A 17166-nucleotide genomic window follows, 5' to 3' on the forward strand; every position below is an offset into this window, starting at 1 on the left:
TTAGCGCTGGAACGGATAAACCGATCCCAGTTGCAGGATTGTCGACAACGCGTCCAGCGCCTCGCGACCTTCACGCAGAAGCTGCGGGTCAACCAGATCGGCCTGCGTTAGCCGGTCGCGATAGTAGCGATCGACCCAGTCATTCAGGCGCGTAAAGAGCGTATCGTTCATCATGACCGCCGGATTAACCGCCTGCATTTCATCCTGAGTCAAGACCACGCGCAGACGTAAACAGGCTGGACCACCGCCGTTGGCCATACTTTCACGCAGGTCAAACACGCGCAGTTCGTCAATCGGGTTATCGGCCTTCACCAGTTCGGTCAGGTAGCGCCACACGCCCTGATGATCCCGGGACTCCTGCGGCAGAACCAGCATCATGCTGCCGTCATCGCGGCTCAGCAGTTGGCTATTGAACAGATACGTTTCGACCGCGTCCTGCACGCTTACCGCCTCCGTTGGCACCTGAATGGGCGTAAAGCCGCGTACGCGCTCATGCAGCGTGGCGAGCAGCTTCTCCTGATGGGCAAACGCCTGCTCGTGGCAGAACAGCACCTGGCGGTTAGAGACGGCAATCACGTCGTTATGGAACACGCCCTGGTCAATCACATGCGGGTTTTGCTGGGCAAACACCACCTGGGAAGGATTGACCTGGTTCAGGCGGGCAACCGCCTGGCTCGCCGCCAGCGTCTGACGCGCAGGATAACGGGTTGGCGCGGCGTGGCCCCCCTCTTCGCGCCCGTAAATAAACAGCTGCAGACCCGGCTCGCCGTAATCGCCCCCCAGGCGGTTATGGTTGGCCGCGCCTTCGTCGCCAAACATCGCCACCTGCGGCAAGGCCTGATGCACCTCGAAATGGGCGGTCTGACTGAAAATGGCGCGCAGCACGCGCTCGGTGGTTTCCGCTTCGGTGGCACGGTGGAACTTGTTATTCAGGTTCGCCACCGTCAGATGGACTTTGCCATCCAGCGTATCGGCTGACGGCGCGACGGTTGCCGCGTTGGCGACCCACATCGAAGAAGCTGAGCTTGCCGTCGAGAGCAGGTGCGGCGTCTGCGTACCCGCTTTTTCGACCACCTGCTCATCGGTGCCGCTAAAGCCGAGCTGACGCAGCACCGCCACGTTCGGACGCTCCTGCGGCGGGATCACCGCCTGCGGGAAACCGGCATCCGCCAGCGCTTTCATCTTCAGCAGCCCCTGCTTCGCCGCCAGCTTCGGGTTGGAGACCTGAAAACGGTGCTTCGTGGAGGCTTCATTACCAAAAGAGAGACCGGCATAGTGGTGGGTCAGCCCCACCAGCCCGTCAAAGTTGACTTCACGCGCTTTCATGACGATCCCCTCCGGTAAAGTCCAGCCCCGGATTAAGCGTCTCCGGCAGCGTCAGCGCCGGGGTTTCCAGGCTCGCCATCGGCCAGGCACAGTAATCGGCGGCATACCACGCGCTGGCGCGATGGTTGCCCGACGCGCCCACGCCGCCAAACGGCGCGGTGCTCGCGGCCCCGGTCAGCGGTTTATTCCAGTTCACAATCCCGGCGCGCGCTTCCAGCAGCAGTTGGTCAAACTTCTCGCGATGCGGCGAAATCAGCCCGCTCGACAAGCCGTAGCGGGTGTTATTGGCCATCGCAATCGCCGCATCAAAATCGTCGTAGCGCCAGACGCACAGCAGCGGGCCAAAGACCTCTTCATCCGGCACGTTGCTCGCGCCGCTCATCTCAACGATGCCCGGCGTCAGCAGCGAGGTACCCGGCTGAACCTGCTTCGGTTCGAGCAAGGTTTTCGCGCCGCGCGCGACGTGGTCATGCCAGGCCTTCAGCACGTTCAGCGCGGCCTGTTCGGAAATCAGCCCGCCGATAAACGGCTGCGGATCGGCATCCCACGCGGCTGGCACCAGGCGCGCGCTTACCTCTACCAGACGCTTCAGGAAAGCATCACCCTGCGAGCCTCTTTTCACCAGCAGGCGACGGGCGCAGGTGCAGCGCTGTCCGGCGGTAATAAAGGCGGACTGAATCGTCAGGTGCACCGCGGCGTCAATATCATCCGGGTCTTCCACAATCAGCGGGTTGTTGCCCCCCATCTCCAGCGCCAGAATTTTTTCCGGCTGCCCCGCCAGCTGGCGATGCAGCTGATAGCCCGTCCCGGCGCTGCCGGTAAACAGCAGGCCGTCGATATCGCTCAGCGCGCTCAGCGCCTGGCCGGTTTCACGTCCGCCCTGCACCAGGTTCAGCACGCCCGGCGGCAGGCCAGCCTGTTCCCAGAGCTTAACCACCGCCTCGCCGGTGAAGGGCGTGAGCTCGCTCGGTTTAAAGATCACGGTATTGCCCGCCAGCAGCGCGGGCACAATGTGGCCATTCGGCAGATGCCCCGGGAAGTTGTACGGCCCAAACACTGCCAGCACGCCGTGCGGACGGTGGCGCAACGTGGCCGCGCCGTCCGGCATCTCGGTGTGCTGTTCGCCGGTACGGGTGTGGTATGCCTTCACCGAAATGGCGATTTTGTTGATCATCGCCGTCACTTCGGTTGCCGCTTCCCAGCGCGGTTTACTGGTTTCTGACGCGATGACGCGCGTCAGCTCGGCCTTGTTTGCCTCCAGCAGCCCGGCAAACTTTTCAACAATTTCCTGGCGCACGGCGAAAGGCTGTTTTGCCCACGCCGGAAACGCGCGGCGAGCGGCATGGCAGGCTTGTTCCACCTGTGCAGCGCTGGCGTCATTCCCCTTCCAGAGCGCCTCTTTTCCTACCGGATTGGTCTTTACGCGCTGTTCGCCTTCGCCCGTGACCCAGTCACCGTTAATCCATAATGTCATGCTGTTTTCTCCTCAGGGCAGAGACGCACCAGGCGAACCTTATCGCCGGCGTTACATTTCAGGGCATCCAGTTCTGCAGCCGTCAGCACCAGACGTTCACATTTCGGGTTGGTCCGCACAAGCATCGCACGGAAGTTGGCGTAATTTTCGTTCGCCACCAGGCATGCCGGCCAGTCGCCCGGCGCGGGCTGGCCCTCAGAGACCTCCACCAGCCGGCTCTTACGGATCGCGCGCACGCGGTCAATATCGCACTCAAGCGTAGGCCCGCCGTCAAAGATGTCGACATAGTTACGGTAGCGGAAGCCTTCTTTCTCCAGCACCGCGCGGGCGGGCGCGGTTTGCGGATGCACTTCGCCGATCACCGCCTGCGCTTCCGGGCTGAGGAAATGGGTATAGATAGGATGCTTCGGCATCAGTTCGGCAATAAAGGCCTTCTGACCGGTGCCGCAGAGATAGTCCGCCCGGCTGAACTCCATCGAGAAGAAGCGCTCGCCCAGGCTCTCCCAGAACGGGGAGTAGCCGGTGTCGTCGATCACGCCGCGCATCTCCGCGACCACTTTTTCGTTAAAGCGATCGCGGAAGGCGGCCATAAACATAAAGCGCGATTTGGAGAGCAGATAGCCGTTGCCCTCTTTGCGCCACGCCGGATCGAGAAACAGCGTGCAAAGCTCGCTGGCGCCCGTGTGGTCATTGCAGAGAAACAGCGTGGGCAGCGCGTTATAGACGTTCAGCTCTTTCGAGGCGTGAACCATGGTACCCACACGGTAGTTGTACCACGGGTCGTTCAGCCCGACGGCCACTTCAATGGCGCAAATCCCGGCCACGGTTCCCGTGTCGGTGTCTTCCAGAACGAACACATACCCCTGTTCGCTTTTTGGCAACGTCCCCTGCCAGGTTTGCAGGGCGCGCTCAATGCGCGCCGACAGCGTTTTTTCATCGGCAGGAAGCGAGGTCAGCCCGCCTCCCGTCTTACCGGCAAGCTGCATGAGCCCGGCGAGATCGCCGCGCTCAACGGGACGGATGACCATCATGATGACACCCCGGATTTCACTTTTTCACACGCCAGCGCAAAGCGGTCCAGACCGGTTTGCACCTCTTCCTCGCTGACAATCAGCGCGGGCGCAAAACGCACGACGTTAGCACCGGCAATCAGCACCATCACGCCCACTTTTGCCGCTTCCTGTGAAATAAGTTTAGCTTTTCCGGCAAACTCGGCGGTGAGTTCGCAGCCGATTAACAGCCCCAGGCCGCGGATCTCTTTAAACAGCCCCGTTTTGCTGTTGATGGCATTCAGACGCTCAACAAACCAGTCGTGGCGCTGCTTAACGCCCTTCAGCACCTCAGGGGTGTTAATGATGTCGAGCACCTGTCCGGCGACGGCGGTGGCCAGCGGGTTGCCGCCGTAGGTGGTGCCGTGGGTGCCGACGGTCATCACGCTGGCGAATTTATCGGTAGTCAGCGTCGCGCCAATCGGGAAGCCGCCGCCCAGCGCTTTGGCGGTCGACAGCACGTCCGGCGTCACGCCGTAGTGCATATAGGCATACAGCTCGCCGGTGCGGCCCACGCCGGTCTGCACTTCGTCGAAAATCAGCACCGCGTTGTGACGATCGCACAGCTCGCGCAGCCCCTGCAGGAACGCTTTTTGCGCCGGAAGCACGCCACCCTCACCCTGCATCGGCTCGACGATCACCGCACAGGTGGTGTCGTTAATCAGCTCGCTGGCAGACTGCAGATCGTTATAAATACCGTGACGGATATCCGGCGGCAGCGGGGCGAAATCCTGCGAGTAGGAAGGCTGGCCACCCGCGCTGACGGTAAAGAGCGTGCGTCCGTGGAAGGCATTTTTAAACGCCACGATACCGCTCTTGTGGGTACCAAACTTATCGTGCGCATATTTGCGTGCCAGCTTCAGCGCCGCCTCGTTGGCTTCCGCCCCCGAGTTACAGAAAAAGACCTTCTCCGCAAACGTCGCGTCGATCAGTTTTTTGGCCAGGCGCAGCGCGGGCTCGTTGGTAAAGCCGTTGCCGGTATGCCAGAACTTCGCCGCCTGATCGTTCAGTGCCTGACGCAGCGCCGGGTGCGCATGACCCAGCGCGTTCACCGCAATCCCACCTGCAAAGTCGATATACTCTTTACCCTGCTGATCCCACAGGCGCGAGCCTTCCCCACGAACCGGAATAAAAGCCGCCGGAGCGTAAACCGGCATCATCCATTCATCGAAATTTTCACGCGTAATTGACAGAGACATAGCGACCTCATCCGGTAAATAAAAGGTTATTTGAATGTTAAATAATTGAGTGTTTGCACTGTGAATGTAGATTGCAGCCTTCGTGCCAGCCAGCGATAAAAATGCATAAACGGGTTGAGGTAACACAATATCAATGAGTTACAACATGGAGTTATTCACTGTTAGTGCATAAAAAGTGAATATTTTTACGATAAGCGGCGCTTTGCCGCATGAAAATCAGAAAGAGTATGCACAGGCCAAATATAATTCTGGAATTGTGATCGCTCGCGAAATTTATCGGCCATTTACGCCCTGTTTGGGGGCGAAGCGCGTCAGAATGGTGCAAATATTGCACCACCGGCATTATCTGTTGCAGTTATTGGTCGAAGCCGGTAACAGTTGACGCAAATTCTGCTACCATCCTTGCACTATTCACCTTGCACTGGCAGCGACTATGAAATTTGTCTCTTTTAATATCAACGGCCTGCGTGCCCGCCCTCATCAGCTTGAAGCTATCGTTGAGCAACATCAGCCAGATGTGATCGGCCTGCAGGAGACAAAGGTTCACGACGACATGTTCCCCCTCGAAGAGGTGGCGAAACTCGGCTACAACGTCTTTTATCACGGCCAGAAAGGTCACTATGGCGTCGCGCTGCTGACCAAAGCGCCGCCGGTTTCCGTGCGTCGCGGCTTCCCGGGCGACGGTGAAGAAGCACAGCGTCGCATTATCATGGCGGAAGTCCCTTCTGCGATCGGCAATATCACGGTCATCAACGGCTATTTCCCGCAGGGTGAGAGCCGTGACCATGAGACCAAATTCCCGGCTAAAGCGAAGTTTTATCAGGATCTGCAGGACTACCTGACCACCGAACTCAAAAAAGAGAATCCGGTGCTAATCATGGGCGACATGAATATCAGCCCGACGGATCTCGATATCGGTATTGGCGAAGAGAACCGCAAACGCTGGCTGCGTACCGGCAAATGCTCCTTCCTGCCGGAAGAGCGTGAGTGGATGGAGCGCCTGCTGGGCTGGGGCCTGGTGGATACCTTCCGCAACGCCAACCCGGAAACGCAGGATCGCTTCTCCTGGTTTGACTATCGCTCTAAAGGCTTTGACGACAACCGCGGCCTGCGTATCGATCTTCTGCTTGCCAGTACACCGCTGGCCGAGCGCTGCATCGAAACCGGGATCGACTACGACATCCGCAGCATGGAAAAACCGTCTGACCACGCGCCAGTGTGGGCTAAATTCAAGCTGTAATGACGCGTGAACATTCCAAAAACACTCTTCTTGTGCGCCCTTCTGGGCGCATTTATGTTGACGTTTGTCATGCTTCCCCCGGGAACCCTCTCCCTGGAAGGGATTAAAACGCACCATCAGGCGTTACTCTCCTGTGTCGACCACGCGCCGCTGCGCAGCGCGCTGATCTTTTTTGCGGTCTATGTGACGGTCTCCGCCCTCTCGATACCCGGCGCGGCGGTCCTGACCCTGCTGGGCGGGGCATTGTTTAGCCTGTGGGAAGGCACCGTGCTGGTCTCGTTTGCCTCCACCCTCGGGGCGACGCTTGCGATGATCGCCAGCCGTTATCTGCTGCGCGACTGGGTTCAGCGGCGGTTTGCTCAGCAGATGAAAACGGTAAACGCTGGCATGGCGCGCGACGGAGCGGGCTATCTTTTTGCCCTGCGCCTGATGCCGCTGTTCCCGTTTTTTCTGGTGAATTTGCTGATGGGGCTGACCCGGATTGGGGTATTTCGCTACTGGTGGGTGAGCCAGGTCGCCATGCTGCCCGCCACGATTATCTTTCTGAACGCCGGGCGCGAGCTGGGAAAAGTGACCTCGCTGCGCGATATTTTGTCGCCGGGCATGGTTTTCGCCTTTACACTACTGGGGTTATTACCGCTGGTCACCCGCCGGCTGTTTTCCCGTTTTCTCCCGTCTGCTAAAAAGTGAGGCATTATGCGCCGTGTGCTTTTTTGCGCGTTTCTGACCGGTCTGCTGCTAACCGCTCCTCTGTGTGCCGCCGAAAGCTGGCACGCTATCCAACAACAGGCCAAAGGCCAGACCGTCTGGTTTAACGCCTGGGGTGGCGATCCGGCGGTCAACCGCTATCTGGAGTGGGTCAGCGGTGAGATGCAAACGCACTATGCCATTACCCTTAAAATTGTCCCGCTGGCGGATGCTGCCGACGCGGTAAAACGTATTCAGACCGAAGCCGCCGCGGGGCGTAAAACCAACGGCTCCGTCGACCTGCTGTGGGTTAACGGCGAGAACTTCCGCACGCTAAAAGAGGCAAACCTGCTGCAGACCGGATGGGCGCAGACGTTGCCCAACTGGCGCTATGTCGATACCCGCAAACCGGTTACGGAGGATTTTGCTATCCCCACAGACGGCGCGGAATCGCCGTGGGGAGGCGCGCAGCTGACCTTTATCGCCCGCAAGGCCAGCATGCCGACGCCGCCTGTGGATCCTCAGGCGCTGCTGGCTTACGCGCAGCAGCACCCCGGCAAGATCAGCTATCCTCGCCCGCCAGATTTTACCGGCACGGCGTTTCTTGAGCAGCTGCTGCTGACGCTGACTGCTCATCCGGACGCGCTGCAAAAGGCCCCCGATAGCACCTTTGCCGAGGTGACGGCACCGCTCTGGGATTATCTGGACAAACTCCACCCGCTGCTGTGGCGCGAAGGGAAAGATTTCCCCCCTTCTCCTGCACGGATGGATGCCCTGCTTGCCAGCGGCAGCCTGAACCTGTCCCTGACCTTTAACCCCGCACATGCGCAGCAAAAAGTGGCGAGCGGCGAACTGCCCGCCGACAGCTACAGCTTTGGTTTCCACGGTGGAACGATTGGCAACGTCCATTTTGTGGCGATTCCGGCCAATGCCAGCGCCAGCGCAGGGGCGAAAGTGGTCGCCAATTTCCTGCTTTCACCGCAGGCGCAGATCCGCAAAGCTGACCCGGCCATCTGGGGCGATCCGAGCGTGCTGAATGCCAAAACGCTGCCTGAAGGTGAAGCCAGACAGCTGCTGGCCCACACGCCGCAGGAGCTGCCGAAGGTGCTTGCAGAGCCCCAGTCCGCCTGGGTCAATGCGCTGGAGCAGGAATGGCTGCGTCGTTACGGCACCCGCTGAACGGGCTTGTCTGGCTGGCGATGGCGGTAATTTATCTGCCGCTCCTGCCCGCCGGCGCCATGCTGCTTGCCCCGGCGTTTTCGGTGACAAACTGGCAGCGGCTGCTGAACGATCCGCAGTTGCCTCAGGCAACCATTGCCACGCTGGTCTCAACGCTCATCGCCACGCTGGGGGCGTTGCTGATTGCCCTTCTCCTCGTCAGCCTTGTCTGGCCCGGGAAACGCTGGCGAAGTCTCACAACCCGCCTGCCGTGGCTGCTGGCGATCCCCCATGTGGCGTTCGCCACCGGCGCGCTACTGCTGTTTGCCGAGGGCGGTCTGTTTTATCAGGTCTGCACCGTCTGTTCCCCTCCGTTTGACCGCTACGGCGCCGGGCTGGGGCTGACGCTCGCGGTCAAAGAGAGCGCCTTTGTCCTGTGGGCGATTTACGCCGTACTGCCGGAAAAACGGCTCGCGCAGCAGAAAATCGTCCTGCAGACGTTCGGCTACGGGCGTTTTCAGACGCTCAGCTGGCTGATCCTGCCGGCTATCGCCCCTGTCCTCGGGGCAGTAATGCTGGCGGTGCTGGCGTGGTCGCTGTCGGTCGTCGATGTGGCGATCGTTCTCGGGCCGGGCAACCCGCCTACCCTGGCCGTGCTGGCCTGGCAGTGGTTAAGCCAGGGCGACGCGCAGCAGCAGGCAAAAGGGACGCTGCTGTGCCTGCTACTCCTTCTGCTGCTGGCCGCGCTTGCCGCTCTGGGATACGGACTCTGGAAGGCATGGGTTCGCACGCTTGCGGACTTCTCCGGAACGCGTCCCCGGTCGCAGCGCGTCCTGCCTGAGCGGGCTCTGAGCGAGTTCCTGCCCGCGTGCGGCGTGCTGTGCGCCGTGGTACTGCTGATGCTGGCGCAACGGGATGACGTTGGCCCGGTGGGGAGCAGCCTCTCCTTCGGTCTGCTTTCAGCCCTGATCGCCCTGGTCGTCGGGTTACTCTGGCTGGAATGGGGCCCGCAGCGCGGCGCACTGTGGGTATGGTTACCGCTCGCCCTTCCGGCCCTCCCGCTTGTTACCGGCCAGTATGCGATTGCGTTGCACCTGGGCATCGACGGGCACTACGCCGCCGTGCTCTGGAGCCACCTCCTGTGGGTATTGCCGTGGACGCTGCTGGTGCTGCAACCCGCCTGGCGCCGGATCGATCCCCGGCTTATCCTCACCGCCAGAACCCTCGGCTGGCGACGGACCAAAGTCTTCTGCCTGGTGAAATGCCCCCTGCTGGTGCGCCCTGCGCTACTGGCCTTTGCCACCGGCTTTTCCGTCAGCATGGCGCAATACATGCCGACGCTGTGGCTGGGCGCGGGGCGTTTCGCCACGCTGACCACCGAAACCGTCGCGCTGAGCAGCGGGGGCAGCATCCCGATTCTTGCTAACCGGGCGCTGGGATTACTGCTGGTCACGGGCACGGTGTTTGGTCTTGCCGCCCTGCTATCCCGGCTCGTGGGCCGCTACCGACAAGGGTTACGTTAATGCTGAAGGTAAAAAATCTCACCATCGAACCGCTTTTCCGCGAGGTCAGTTTTTGCGTGCCTCGGGGAGAGATCGTCACCCTGATGGGGCCGTCCGGCAGCGGCAAGTCGACCCTTTTTGCCTGGATGGTCGGCGCGCTGTCAGACGATTTCCAGGCGCGGGGCGAACTGTGGCTCGACGCGCGTCGCTGCGACGGTCTTCCCGTGGAGTCCCGCGGGCTGGGTATTCTCTTTCAGGACGCGCTGCTGTTCGACCCGTTCAGCGTCGGGCAGAATTTGCTGCTGGCGCTGCCTGAGCGCATCACCGGAAGCGCGCGTCGGGAAGCGGTCGAGCAGGCGCTGGATTCCGCCGGGCTGAGCGGCCATTACGCCAGCGATCCGGCCACCCTCTCCGGCGGGGAGCGCGCCCGGGTCAGCCTGCTGCGGGCCCTGCTCGCGGAGCCGCAGGCGCTGCTGCTGGATGAACCGTTCAGCCGCCTCGATAAAGCGTTGCGGGCCTCATTTCGGGCATGGGTGTTTGACGCCGTCCGCGCGCGCAATATTCCGGTGGTGCTGGTCACGCACGATGAGGACGATATTCCGCCCGGCGGCGAGCTGATTGAGATTTCTCGCTGGCAATAATGTGCTAACGCAATGTTTTCCGATTCGGGAGAGACGACAATGCCCCCCTCTTTTACTGACGTCAGGTTATTCGATGAAACGTGTTTCTCAACTGACCGCGCTGGCCCTGCTCTGCGGCCTCGCTTCTTTTTCCTCGCTGGCGGCTGATATGCCCAACGCCATCACGCTGTCTCAGCTTCAGGCACAGCACGGCACGCCTGTCGACACCCGCGCCAGCGCCTTTTATAACGGCTGGCCGCAGACGCTCAGCGGCCCCTCCGGGCATGAACCCGCCGCGCTCAACCTTGCTGCCGCCTGGCTTACCGCCATGAGCGACGAGCAGATTGCGCTTTGGGCAAAACAGCATCAGCTTACCCCTGCGACGACCATCGCCCTCTATGGCGACGAGAACGATAACCAGGCGGTGAAAGCCCGCCTGGCGAAAGCCGGTTACCGCCACGTTTCGCTGCTCAGCGATGCTCTACAGACGCCCGACCGCCTTCAGCGCCTGCCCCATTTTGAACAGCTGGTTTACCCGCAGTGGATCCACCGGCTCCAGCAGGGTAAACCCGTGACTGCCGCACCAGCGGGCGACTGGAAAGTGATCGAAGCCGCCTGGGGTGCACCGAAGTTTTACCTGCTGAACCACATTCCCGGCGCGGGCTATATCGACACCAACGAGGTGGAAAGCGAACCGCTGTGGAATAAAGTCTCCGACGACAAGCTGAGAGCGATGCTGGCGAAGCACGGGATCCGTCACGATACCACCGTCATTTTGTATGGCCGCGACGTCTACGCCGCCGCGCGCGTGGCGCAGATTATGCTGTATGCGGGCGTGAAGGATGTGCGTATTCTCGACGGCGGCTGGAAAGCGTGGTCAGACGCAGACCTGCCGGTTGAGCGCGGCACGCCCGGTAAAGTGACGCCCGCCCCCGATTTCGGCGCGCCGATCCCCGGCCAGCCACAGCTGATGGTGGATATGGAACAGGCGCGCGGGATGCTGCACCGTCAGGATGCCTCCCTGGTCAGCATTCGCTCGTGGCCGGAGTTCATCGGCGAAACCAGCGGCTACAGCTACATCAAGCCAAAAGGTGAAATTGCCGGTGCCCGCTGGGGTCACGCGGGCAGCGATGCCACCCACATGGAGGATTTCCATAACCCGGATGGCACCATGCGCAGTGCGGACGACATCGCCGCCCAGTGGAAGCGCTGGAATATTCTGCCGGAACAGCACGTCGCGTTTTACTGCGGCACCGGCTGGCGGGCGTCCGAAACCTTTATGTACGCCCGGGCGATGGGCTGGAAGAATATCGCCGTCTATGACGGCGGCTGGTACGAATGGAGCAGTCACCCGCAGAACCCGGTGACGACCGGTGAGCGCGGGCCTGAAAGTGCGCTCTAAGGGTTGAGTGCCTTCAGCGTCACGTAGCCGCTCCAGATGCGCGTTGTGGTGGTCAGCCAGCACAGCGCGCCAAATACCCACGCGAAGAGCGTAAAGTGCGCCGGAAAGAGGCAGCACAGCACAAACAGCGCGAGGGTCTCCGTTCCTTCCGTTAACCCGCCGATGTAATACAACGACTTGTGCGCATAGCCGGGGTTGTCGATGTCGTGCTTCGCGGCCAGCGCCGCAAACGCCAGAAAACTGCTGCCGGTCCCGATAAACGCGAACAGCAGCCAGGCCGCGGCCAGCGCATTCTCAACGGGTGCTGCCAGCGCAAAGCCAAACGGCACCAGGGCGTAGAACAGAAAATCGAGCGCAATATCGAGAAATCCCCCCGCATCGGTCAGCCCTCTGCGGCGCGCCAGCGCCCCATCCAGACCGTCCAGCAGGCGGTTCAGCACGATGACGACCAGCGCCGCCGGATACCAGCCAAGGGCCAGAAACGGCAGCGCCTGCACGCCGATGGCAAACCCGGTCAGGGTTAATCCGTCGGGCGTGATGCCCGGTCGGTCAAGCACGGAGACCAGACGATTCAGCGCCGGTTTTATCCGCGGGTGAAGATGGCGATCAAGCATGGGGCGTCTCGTTAAAGGTGGCGCACAGCCCCTGCGCCGGAATATCCAGCGCGGCGTTAAAACGGGCAGAGAGATTCTGAAAGGCAATGAGCGCCGTCATCTCGGTGATAGCGTCATCCGTAAAATGGCGCTTCAGCGCCGCTCTGATCGCCTCATCCGCCCGGGGCGGCGTGGCGGTCACCGCCTCGGCGTAGGCCAACGCCGCGCGCTCCTGCTCCGTGAACAAGGCGGAACCCTGCCAGTCGCTCACGGCCTGCACCTTATCCAGCGCCCCGCAGCGCTCGGCCAGCCGCAGGCTGTTGGCATCAATACAGAAAGCGCAGTGGCAGAGCTGGGACACCCGCGTCATGAGCAGCGAACGAAGCACGGGCGTCAGGCGCGCGCGACGACGCTCCAGAAAACCGACGAACAGCGCCACCAGCCAGAACAGACGCGGCATGCGCCCCCACCAGCGCGTGGGATTCAGCACGGCGCCAAAATGCTTTTTCTGCATCACGGCAATGGGTTTAAGGCTGGCGGGAAGGGATTCGATAGGGGCAACCCAGGCGGTAGTCTCTTTCACCTGATTCTCCTGATAGCTGGACTCTGAGAAAGGGCACGATAATATGTCTTTTTTCGCTATCAATTATTGACGACCATGCTGAAAACACTCGATGTCGTTGCCGCCATCATCGAAAAAGACGACAAAATTTTACTGGCACAGCGCCCTGCCCACGCCGACCAGCCGGGCATGTGGGAATTTGCAGGCGGCAAAGTCGAGGCGGGAGAAACCCAGCCTGAGGCGCTTATCCGTGAGCTGCGCGAAGAGTTGGGTATTGAAGCGCTGCCCGCGCAATACGTGGCAAGCCACCAGCGCGAGGTCTCGCAGCGGTTAATCAACCTGCACGCCTGGCACGTTGCTGCGTTTAGCGGCGAGCTCACAGCGCACTACCACAGCGCGCTGGCGTGGTGTACGCCGGAAGAGGCGTTCGGCTACGCCCTGGCCCCCGCGGATATTCCCCTGCTGGAAGCGTTTATTGTTTTACGCGACGCCAGACCAGCGGGTTCGTGCCGATAACGCGCTCGTCGCGCTGGCACTGCAGCAGCACGCCCTCCGCTTTCACCACGGCCCCTTCCGAGTAGTTCTGATTCTGATAGATGCAGCACTGATTACAGGGCTGCACCGTTTGATTCTGGCCGCTGGAGCTAAACACTTCCGGCGGCACATTCACTTCCACGTCCGGGCGAATGCGGTCAGCCTGCGCACCTGCGGTAAAGATCACACATAACGCGGTCAGTAGATAACGGTTCATAGACACATCTTCCTGTTGTTCCCTTGATAATGACTATAACGGTAAACCGGCGCGGAACCTTTAATATATCTCGTCATCGCTTTTGGTTATGACGCAGCTCATTTCATTAATTTCCCTTTCGCCCTGAATTTCAGCTTGCCAGACAAAGCAGTACGGGTGGTATAGTCAAAAAAACAACACAAAACGTATAAGTCATATACAAACATTATTATAAGAGGTTCTTATATCTATGGATCAGACACGCTCTCTGGAAAGTTTCCTTGCCCACGTTCAGCAGCGCGACCCGCACCAAAGCGAGTTCGCCCAGGCCGTGCGTGAAGTGATGACCACCCTGTGGCCCTTCCTTGAACAAAACCCGCGCTATCGCCAGATGTCGTTGCTCGAACGCCTGGTCGAGCCAGAGCGCGTGATCCAGTTCCGCGTGACCTGGGTGGACGATCGCAATCAGGTGCAGGTTAACCGCGCGTGGCGCGTCCAGTTTAACTCGGCCATCGGTCCGTTTAAGGGCGGCATGCGTTTCCATCCGTCCGTGAACCTGTCGATTCTGAAATTCCTCGGCTTCGAGCAGACCTTTAAAAACGCGCTGACCACGCTGCCCATGGGCGGCGGAAAAGGCGGCAGCGATTTCGACCCGAAAGGCAAAAGCGAAGGTGAAGTGATGCGTTTCTGCCAGGCGCTGATGACCGAACTCTACCGTCACCTCGGCCCGGACACCGACGTGCCTGCCGGTGATATCGGCGTGGGCGGACGTGAAGTGGGCTTTATGGCCGGGATGATGAAAAAGCTTTCCAACAACAGCGCCTGCGTCTTTACCGGCAAAGGGCTGTCGTTTGGCGGGAGCCTGATCCGCCCGGAAGCGACCGGGTACGGCCTGGTTTACTTCACCGAAGCCATGCTCAAGCGTCACGGCTTAGGCTTCGAAGGCATGCGCGTAGCCGTTTCCGGCTCCGGTAACGTGGCGCAGTACGCGATTGAAAAAGCGATGCAGTTTGGCGCTCGCGTGGTGACCGCCTCTGACTCCAGCGGCACGGTGGTGGATGAAGCGGGCTTCACGGCAGAGAAGCTGGCGCGCCTGTGTGAAATCAAAGCCAGCCGCGATGGACGCGTGGCGGATTACGCCCGGGAGTTTGGCCTGACCTACCTGGAAGGGAAACAGCCGTGGGGCGTGCCGGTGGATATCGCCCTGCCGTGCGCCACGCAGAACGAGCTGGATGCTGAAGCCGCGCGCACGTTGATTAGCAATGGCGTAAAAGCGGTGGCCGAGGGGGCGAACATGCCGACCACGATCGACGCGACGGACCTGTTCCTGGAGGCGGGCGTGCTGTTTGCTCCGGGCAAGGCCGCTAACGCGGGCGGCGTGGCGACCTCCGGCCTCGAGATGGCACAAAACGCCGCGCGTCTCGGCTGGAAAGCGGAGAAAGTGGACGCGCGCCTGCACCATATCATGCTGGATATTCACCATGCGTGCGTGGAGTACGGCGGTGAAGCATCGCAAACCAATTACGTGCGCGGGGCGAATATCGCCGGGTTCGTGAAGGTAGCGGATGCGATGATTGGGCAGGGCGTGATTTAAAATTTCGCGGCCTTCTCAACTTGTAGGCCCGGTAAGCGTTAGCGCCACCGGGCTTTTTTCAGGCCGCAGAGCCGTTTTTCGCCGGGTGGCGGCTTCGCCTTACCCGGCCTACGGGTTAAGAGGCGGCCGCGCTCTTCTTCTTTTTAAACGGTTTCTTCGCACCCGCGCCTGGTGCAACCATCCCTCTGAAGCGCTTCACCGGCGTGCTGCGCGCCTGATCGATCAGCTGGTAAAGCGTCCCCACCAACGGCTGCATAAAGTCCTGATAGCGGCACTGCTTCTCGCTGATCTGCGTCAGCACCGATTCCCAGTGCGCGGTCATGTCCGGCCTGGCGGCCAGCTCAGGCAGGGAATGAATCAGCGCGCGGCCCGGCTCGGTCGAATGGATATAGCGCCCCTTTTTCTCAAGAAAACCGCGCTTAAAGAGCAGCTCAATGATCCCCGCGCGGGTCGCCTCCGTCCCCAGACCGTCGGTGGCGCGCAGGATCTTCTTCAGATCTTTATCCTGCACGAACCGGGCGATGCCGGTCATCGCCGACAGCAGCGTCGCATCGGTGAAATGGCGCGGGGGCTGAGTCTGACGTTCAACCACTTCGCCTTTTTCACACAGCAGCTCATCGTCTTTGGCAACGACGGGCAGCGGCGTGCCGTCGTTCTCCTCGTCACGCTCTTTATTCCCCAGCAGCGTGCGCCAGCCTGCTTCAGCAAGGAAACGGGCTTTCGCAATGAATTTCCCTTTCGCGATTTCCAGTTCGATCACACATTTGCGGAACACCGCGTCCGGGCAGAACTGCATCAGGTACTGGCGGGCGATCAGGTTATAGACCTTCGCTTCGTTGTCGGTCAGGTTGACGTTGCTGGCGCGCGCCGTCGGGATAATCGCGTGGTGGGCGTCCACCTTTTTGTCGTCCCAGCAGCGGTTATGGGTGTCCGGGTTCACCACCGGCTGCGGCAGCAGATCCGGCGCATGCACGCTAATGGCGTTCATCACCGAATGACGACCGGCAAAATGCTCTTCCGGCAGATAGCGGCTATCCGAACGCGGATAGGTGATCAGCTTATGGGTTTCGTAGAGCTTCTGGCAAATGTCCAGCACGTTCTGCGCGCTGAGGCCAAAGCGCTTCGCGGCCTCGATCTGCAGGGCCGACAGCGAGAACGGCAGCGGCGCGGGTTCTGATTCCCGTTTATCGTTATAGCTGGTAACGATAGCTGGCTGTCCGGTAATGCGGTTAACCACATGATCCGCCAGCGGGCGGTGCAGCAAACGCCCCTCTTCATCCTGATACGATTCGCAGGCATCGCTCGGCTGCCAGACGGCGGTAAAGCGCTCGTCTTTAGGCGTGACGATATGCGCTTTCACCTCAAAGAAATCTTTAGCGACGAAGTTCTCAATCTCTTCGTCACGACGCACGACCAGCCCCAGCACCGGCGTCTGCACGCGCCCCACGGAGAGCACGCCCTGATAGCCCGCGTTGCGCCCGAGGATGGTGTAGGCGCGGGTCATGTTGATACCGTACAGCCAGTCCGCGCGCGCGCGGGCCAGCGCCGAGACGCACAGCGGAATAAACTCGCTGTTTGCGCGCAGGCGCGAAATGGCTCGCTCGACCGCCTGCGGGTTGAGATCGTTGATCAGACAGCGCTGCACCTGCTGGCGCTTTTCCGGCGCCAGCTCCAGATAGTCCAGCACCTCATCGACCAGCAGCTGTCCTTCCCTGTCCGGGTCACCCGCGTGCACGATTTCTTCGGCTTCATGCAGGAAGCGCTTGATCACGTTGAGCTGTTTGGTGACCGAAGGCCGGGGCTGCAGGCGCCATTTTTCCGGCACGATGGGCAGATCGTTCAAATTCCAGCGGGCGTAGCGGCTGTCGTAGACATCCGGCTGCGCCTGCTCAAGCAGGTGGCCGATACACCAGGTGACCACCTGCCCGTTACCGCATTCGATAAAGCCGTCGCCTTTGCGATGCGGCTTAGGCAGCACATCGGCAATGGCACGGGCCAGGCTCGGCTTTTCGGCAATAAACAACCGCATC

Annotated in this window: 16 protein-coding genes; 8 read left to right on the plus strand and 8 right to left on the minus strand. The window is 60.7% G+C overall.

Going from position 1 to position 17166, the window contains the following annotated elements:
* Genes astB through astC form a run of 4 tightly spaced genes read right to left on the minus strand, consistent with a single transcriptional unit; the run spans nt 1 to nt 5048 of the window.
* Nucleotides 1-1326, minus strand: coding sequence for an N-succinylarginine dihydrolase (gene astB / locus CWR52_RS03170; RefSeq protein ID WP_104948825.1), 1326 nt, complete (start codon nt 1324-1326; stop codon nt 1-3).
* A complete protein-coding gene (gene astD, locus CWR52_RS03175; RefSeq protein WP_104948826.1) occupies nt 1313-2800 on the minus strand; it encodes a succinylglutamate-semialdehyde dehydrogenase in 1488 nt (495 codons plus the stop codon). Before astD ends, astB begins: the two co-directional genes overlap by 14 nt.
* The gene (gene astA / locus CWR52_RS03180) at nt 2797-3831 is read right to left on the minus strand and encodes an arginine N-succinyltransferase (RefSeq protein ID WP_008500686.1); all 1035 of its coding nucleotides are present in this window, start codon (nt 3829-3831) and stop codon (nt 2797-2799) included. The genes astD and astA overlap by 4 nt, the downstream gene beginning before the upstream one ends.
* The gene (gene astC / locus CWR52_RS03185) at nt 3828-5048 is read right to left on the minus strand and encodes a succinylornithine/acetylornithine transaminase (RefSeq protein ID WP_047742134.1); all 1221 of its coding nucleotides are present in this window, start codon (nt 5046-5048) and stop codon (nt 3828-3830) included. Before astC ends, astA begins: the two co-directional genes overlap by 4 nt.
* A 433-nt stretch (nt 5049-5481) precedes the next feature.
* On the opposite strand from astC, the gene xthA reads away from it, so the two are divergent.
* The 6 genes from xthA to CWR52_RS03215 all read left to right on the plus strand — a co-directional run bounded on the left by xthA (nt 5482) and on the right by CWR52_RS03215 (nt 11657).
* Nucleotides 5482-6288: an exodeoxyribonuclease III gene (gene xthA / locus CWR52_RS03190; RefSeq protein ID WP_032667291.1), complete on the plus strand. Its 807-nt coding sequence runs from the start codon at nt 5482-5484 to the stop codon at nt 6286-6288.
* Nucleotides 6289-6294: 6 nt separating this feature from the next.
* The gene (locus tag CWR52_RS03195; protein WP_104948827.1) at nt 6295-6978 is read left to right on the plus strand and encodes a TVP38/TMEM64 family protein; all 684 of its coding nucleotides are present in this window, start codon (nt 6295-6297) and stop codon (nt 6976-6978) included.
* A 6-nt stretch (nt 6979-6984) separates the two neighbouring features.
* Nucleotides 6985-8154: an ABC transporter substrate-binding protein gene (locus CWR52_RS03200; protein ID WP_104948828.1), complete on the plus strand. Its 1170-nt coding sequence runs from the start codon at nt 6985-6987 to the stop codon at nt 8152-8154.
* Entirely contained in the window at nt 8127-9656 is a 1530-nt protein-coding gene (locus tag CWR52_RS03205) for a thiamine ABC transporter permease (RefSeq protein WP_104948829.1), read from the plus strand. Before CWR52_RS03200 ends, CWR52_RS03205 begins: the two co-directional genes overlap by 28 nt.
* The gene (locus tag CWR52_RS03210; RefSeq protein WP_104948830.1) at nt 9656-10276 is read left to right on the plus strand and encodes an ATP-binding cassette domain-containing protein; all 621 of its coding nucleotides are present in this window, start codon (nt 9656-9658) and stop codon (nt 10274-10276) included. The genes CWR52_RS03205 and CWR52_RS03210 overlap by 1 nt, the downstream gene beginning before the upstream one ends.
* 73 nt (nt 10277-10349) lie before the next feature.
* Nucleotides 10350-11657, plus strand: a complete 1308-nt coding sequence (locus tag CWR52_RS03215) for a sulfurtransferase (RefSeq protein WP_104948831.1) — start codon at nt 10350-10352, stop codon at nt 11655-11657.
* Here CWR52_RS03215 and CWR52_RS03220 read toward each other — a convergent pair.
* Both CWR52_RS03220 and CWR52_RS03225 read right to left on the minus strand, forming a co-directional pair.
* Entirely contained in the window at nt 11654-12271 is a 618-nt protein-coding gene (locus CWR52_RS03220; protein WP_104948832.1) for a CDP-alcohol phosphatidyltransferase family protein, read from the minus strand. The genes CWR52_RS03215 and CWR52_RS03220 overlap by 4 nt on opposite strands.
* On the minus strand, nt 12264-12833 hold the full coding sequence (locus CWR52_RS03225; RefSeq protein ID WP_024908562.1) for a carboxymuconolactone decarboxylase family protein: 570 nt from the start codon (nt 12831-12833) through the stop codon (nt 12264-12266). Before CWR52_RS03225 ends, CWR52_RS03220 begins: the two co-directional genes overlap by 8 nt.
* A gap of 75 nt (nt 12834-12908) precedes the next feature.
* On the opposite strand from CWR52_RS03225, the gene CWR52_RS03230 reads away from it, so the two are divergent.
* The gene (locus CWR52_RS03230) at nt 12909-13328 is read left to right on the plus strand and encodes a pyrimidine (deoxy)nucleoside triphosphate diphosphatase (RefSeq protein WP_104948833.1); all 420 of its coding nucleotides are present in this window, start codon (nt 12909-12911) and stop codon (nt 13326-13328) included.
* Here the strand turns inward: CWR52_RS03230 and CWR52_RS03235 are convergent.
* A complete protein-coding gene (locus tag CWR52_RS03235) occupies nt 13285-13563 on the minus strand; it encodes a DUF1496 domain-containing protein (RefSeq protein ID WP_045910243.1) in 279 nt (92 codons plus the stop codon). The genes CWR52_RS03230 and CWR52_RS03235 overlap by 44 nt on opposite strands.
* Nucleotides 13564-13792: 229 nt before the next feature.
* Between CWR52_RS03235 and gdhA the strand changes: the two genes are divergently transcribed.
* Nucleotides 13793-15136 carry an NADP-specific glutamate dehydrogenase gene (gene gdhA / locus CWR52_RS03240; RefSeq protein WP_008500700.1) on the plus strand — a complete coding sequence of 448 codons (1344 nt, stop codon included), beginning with the start codon at nt 13793-13795 and terminating at the stop codon, nt 15134-15136.
* A gap of 115 nt (nt 15137-15251) precedes the next feature.
* Here the strand turns inward: gdhA and CWR52_RS03245 are convergent, their stop codons facing one another.
* On the minus strand, nt 15252-17165 hold the full coding sequence (locus CWR52_RS03245) for a DNA topoisomerase III (RefSeq protein ID WP_063621403.1): 1914 nt from the start codon (nt 17163-17165) through the stop codon (nt 15252-15254).
* Nucleotide 17166 lies beyond the last annotated feature (1 nt).

The organism is Enterobacter sp. SGAir0187 (genome assembly GCF_002952735.2).
GTDB lineage: Bacteria > Pseudomonadota > Gammaproteobacteria > Enterobacterales > Enterobacteriaceae > Enterobacter > Enterobacter quasiroggenkampii.

Bases quoted from the DNA above. Each gene is read 5' to 3' on its own strand.
- astD (WP_104948826.1), bottom strand. From the start codon at position 2,800: ATGACATTATGGATTAACGGTGACTGGGTCACGGGCGAAGGCGAACAG.
- gdhA (WP_008500700.1), top strand. From the start codon at position 13,793: ATGGATCAGACACGCTCTCTGGAAAGTTTCCTTGCCCACGTTCAGCAG.
- CWR52_RS03245 (WP_063621403.1), bottom strand. From the start codon at position 17,165: ATGCGGTTGTTTATTGCCGAAAAGCCGAGCCTGGCCCGTGCCATTGCC.
- CWR52_RS03200 (WP_104948828.1), top strand. From the start codon at position 6,985: ATGCGCCGTGTGCTTTTTTGCGCGTTTCTGACCGGTCTGCTGCTAACC.
- CWR52_RS03205 (WP_104948829.1), top strand. From the start codon at position 8,127: ATGGCTGCGTCGTTACGGCACCCGCTGAACGGGCTTGTCTGGCTGGCG.
- astB (WP_104948825.1), bottom strand. From the start codon at position 1,326: ATGAAAGCGCGTGAAGTCAACTTTGACGGGCTGGTGGGGCTGACCCAC.
- astC (WP_047742134.1), bottom strand. From the start codon at position 5,048: ATGTCTCTGTCAATTACGCGTGAAAATTTCGATGAATGGATGATGCCG.
- CWR52_RS03210 (WP_104948830.1), top strand. From the start codon at position 9,656: ATGCTGAAGGTAAAAAATCTCACCATCGAACCGCTTTTCCGCGAGGTC.
- CWR52_RS03220 (WP_104948832.1), bottom strand. From the start codon at position 12,271: ATGCTTGATCGCCATCTTCACCCGCGGATAAAACCGGCGCTGAATCGT.
- CWR52_RS03235 (WP_045910243.1), bottom strand. From the start codon at position 13,563: ATGAACCGTTATCTACTGACCGCGTTATGTGTGATCTTTACCGCAGGT.
- CWR52_RS03230 (WP_104948833.1), top strand. From the start codon at position 12,909: ATGCTGAAAACACTCGATGTCGTTGCCGCCATCATCGAAAAAGACGAC.
- astA (WP_008500686.1), bottom strand. From the start codon at position 3,831: ATGATGGTCATCCGTCCCGTTGAGCGCGGCGATCTCGCCGGGCTCATG.
- CWR52_RS03215 (WP_104948831.1), top strand. From the start codon at position 10,350: ATGAAACGTGTTTCTCAACTGACCGCGCTGGCCCTGCTCTGCGGCCTC.
- xthA (WP_032667291.1), top strand. From the start codon at position 5,482: ATGAAATTTGTCTCTTTTAATATCAACGGCCTGCGTGCCCGCCCTCAT.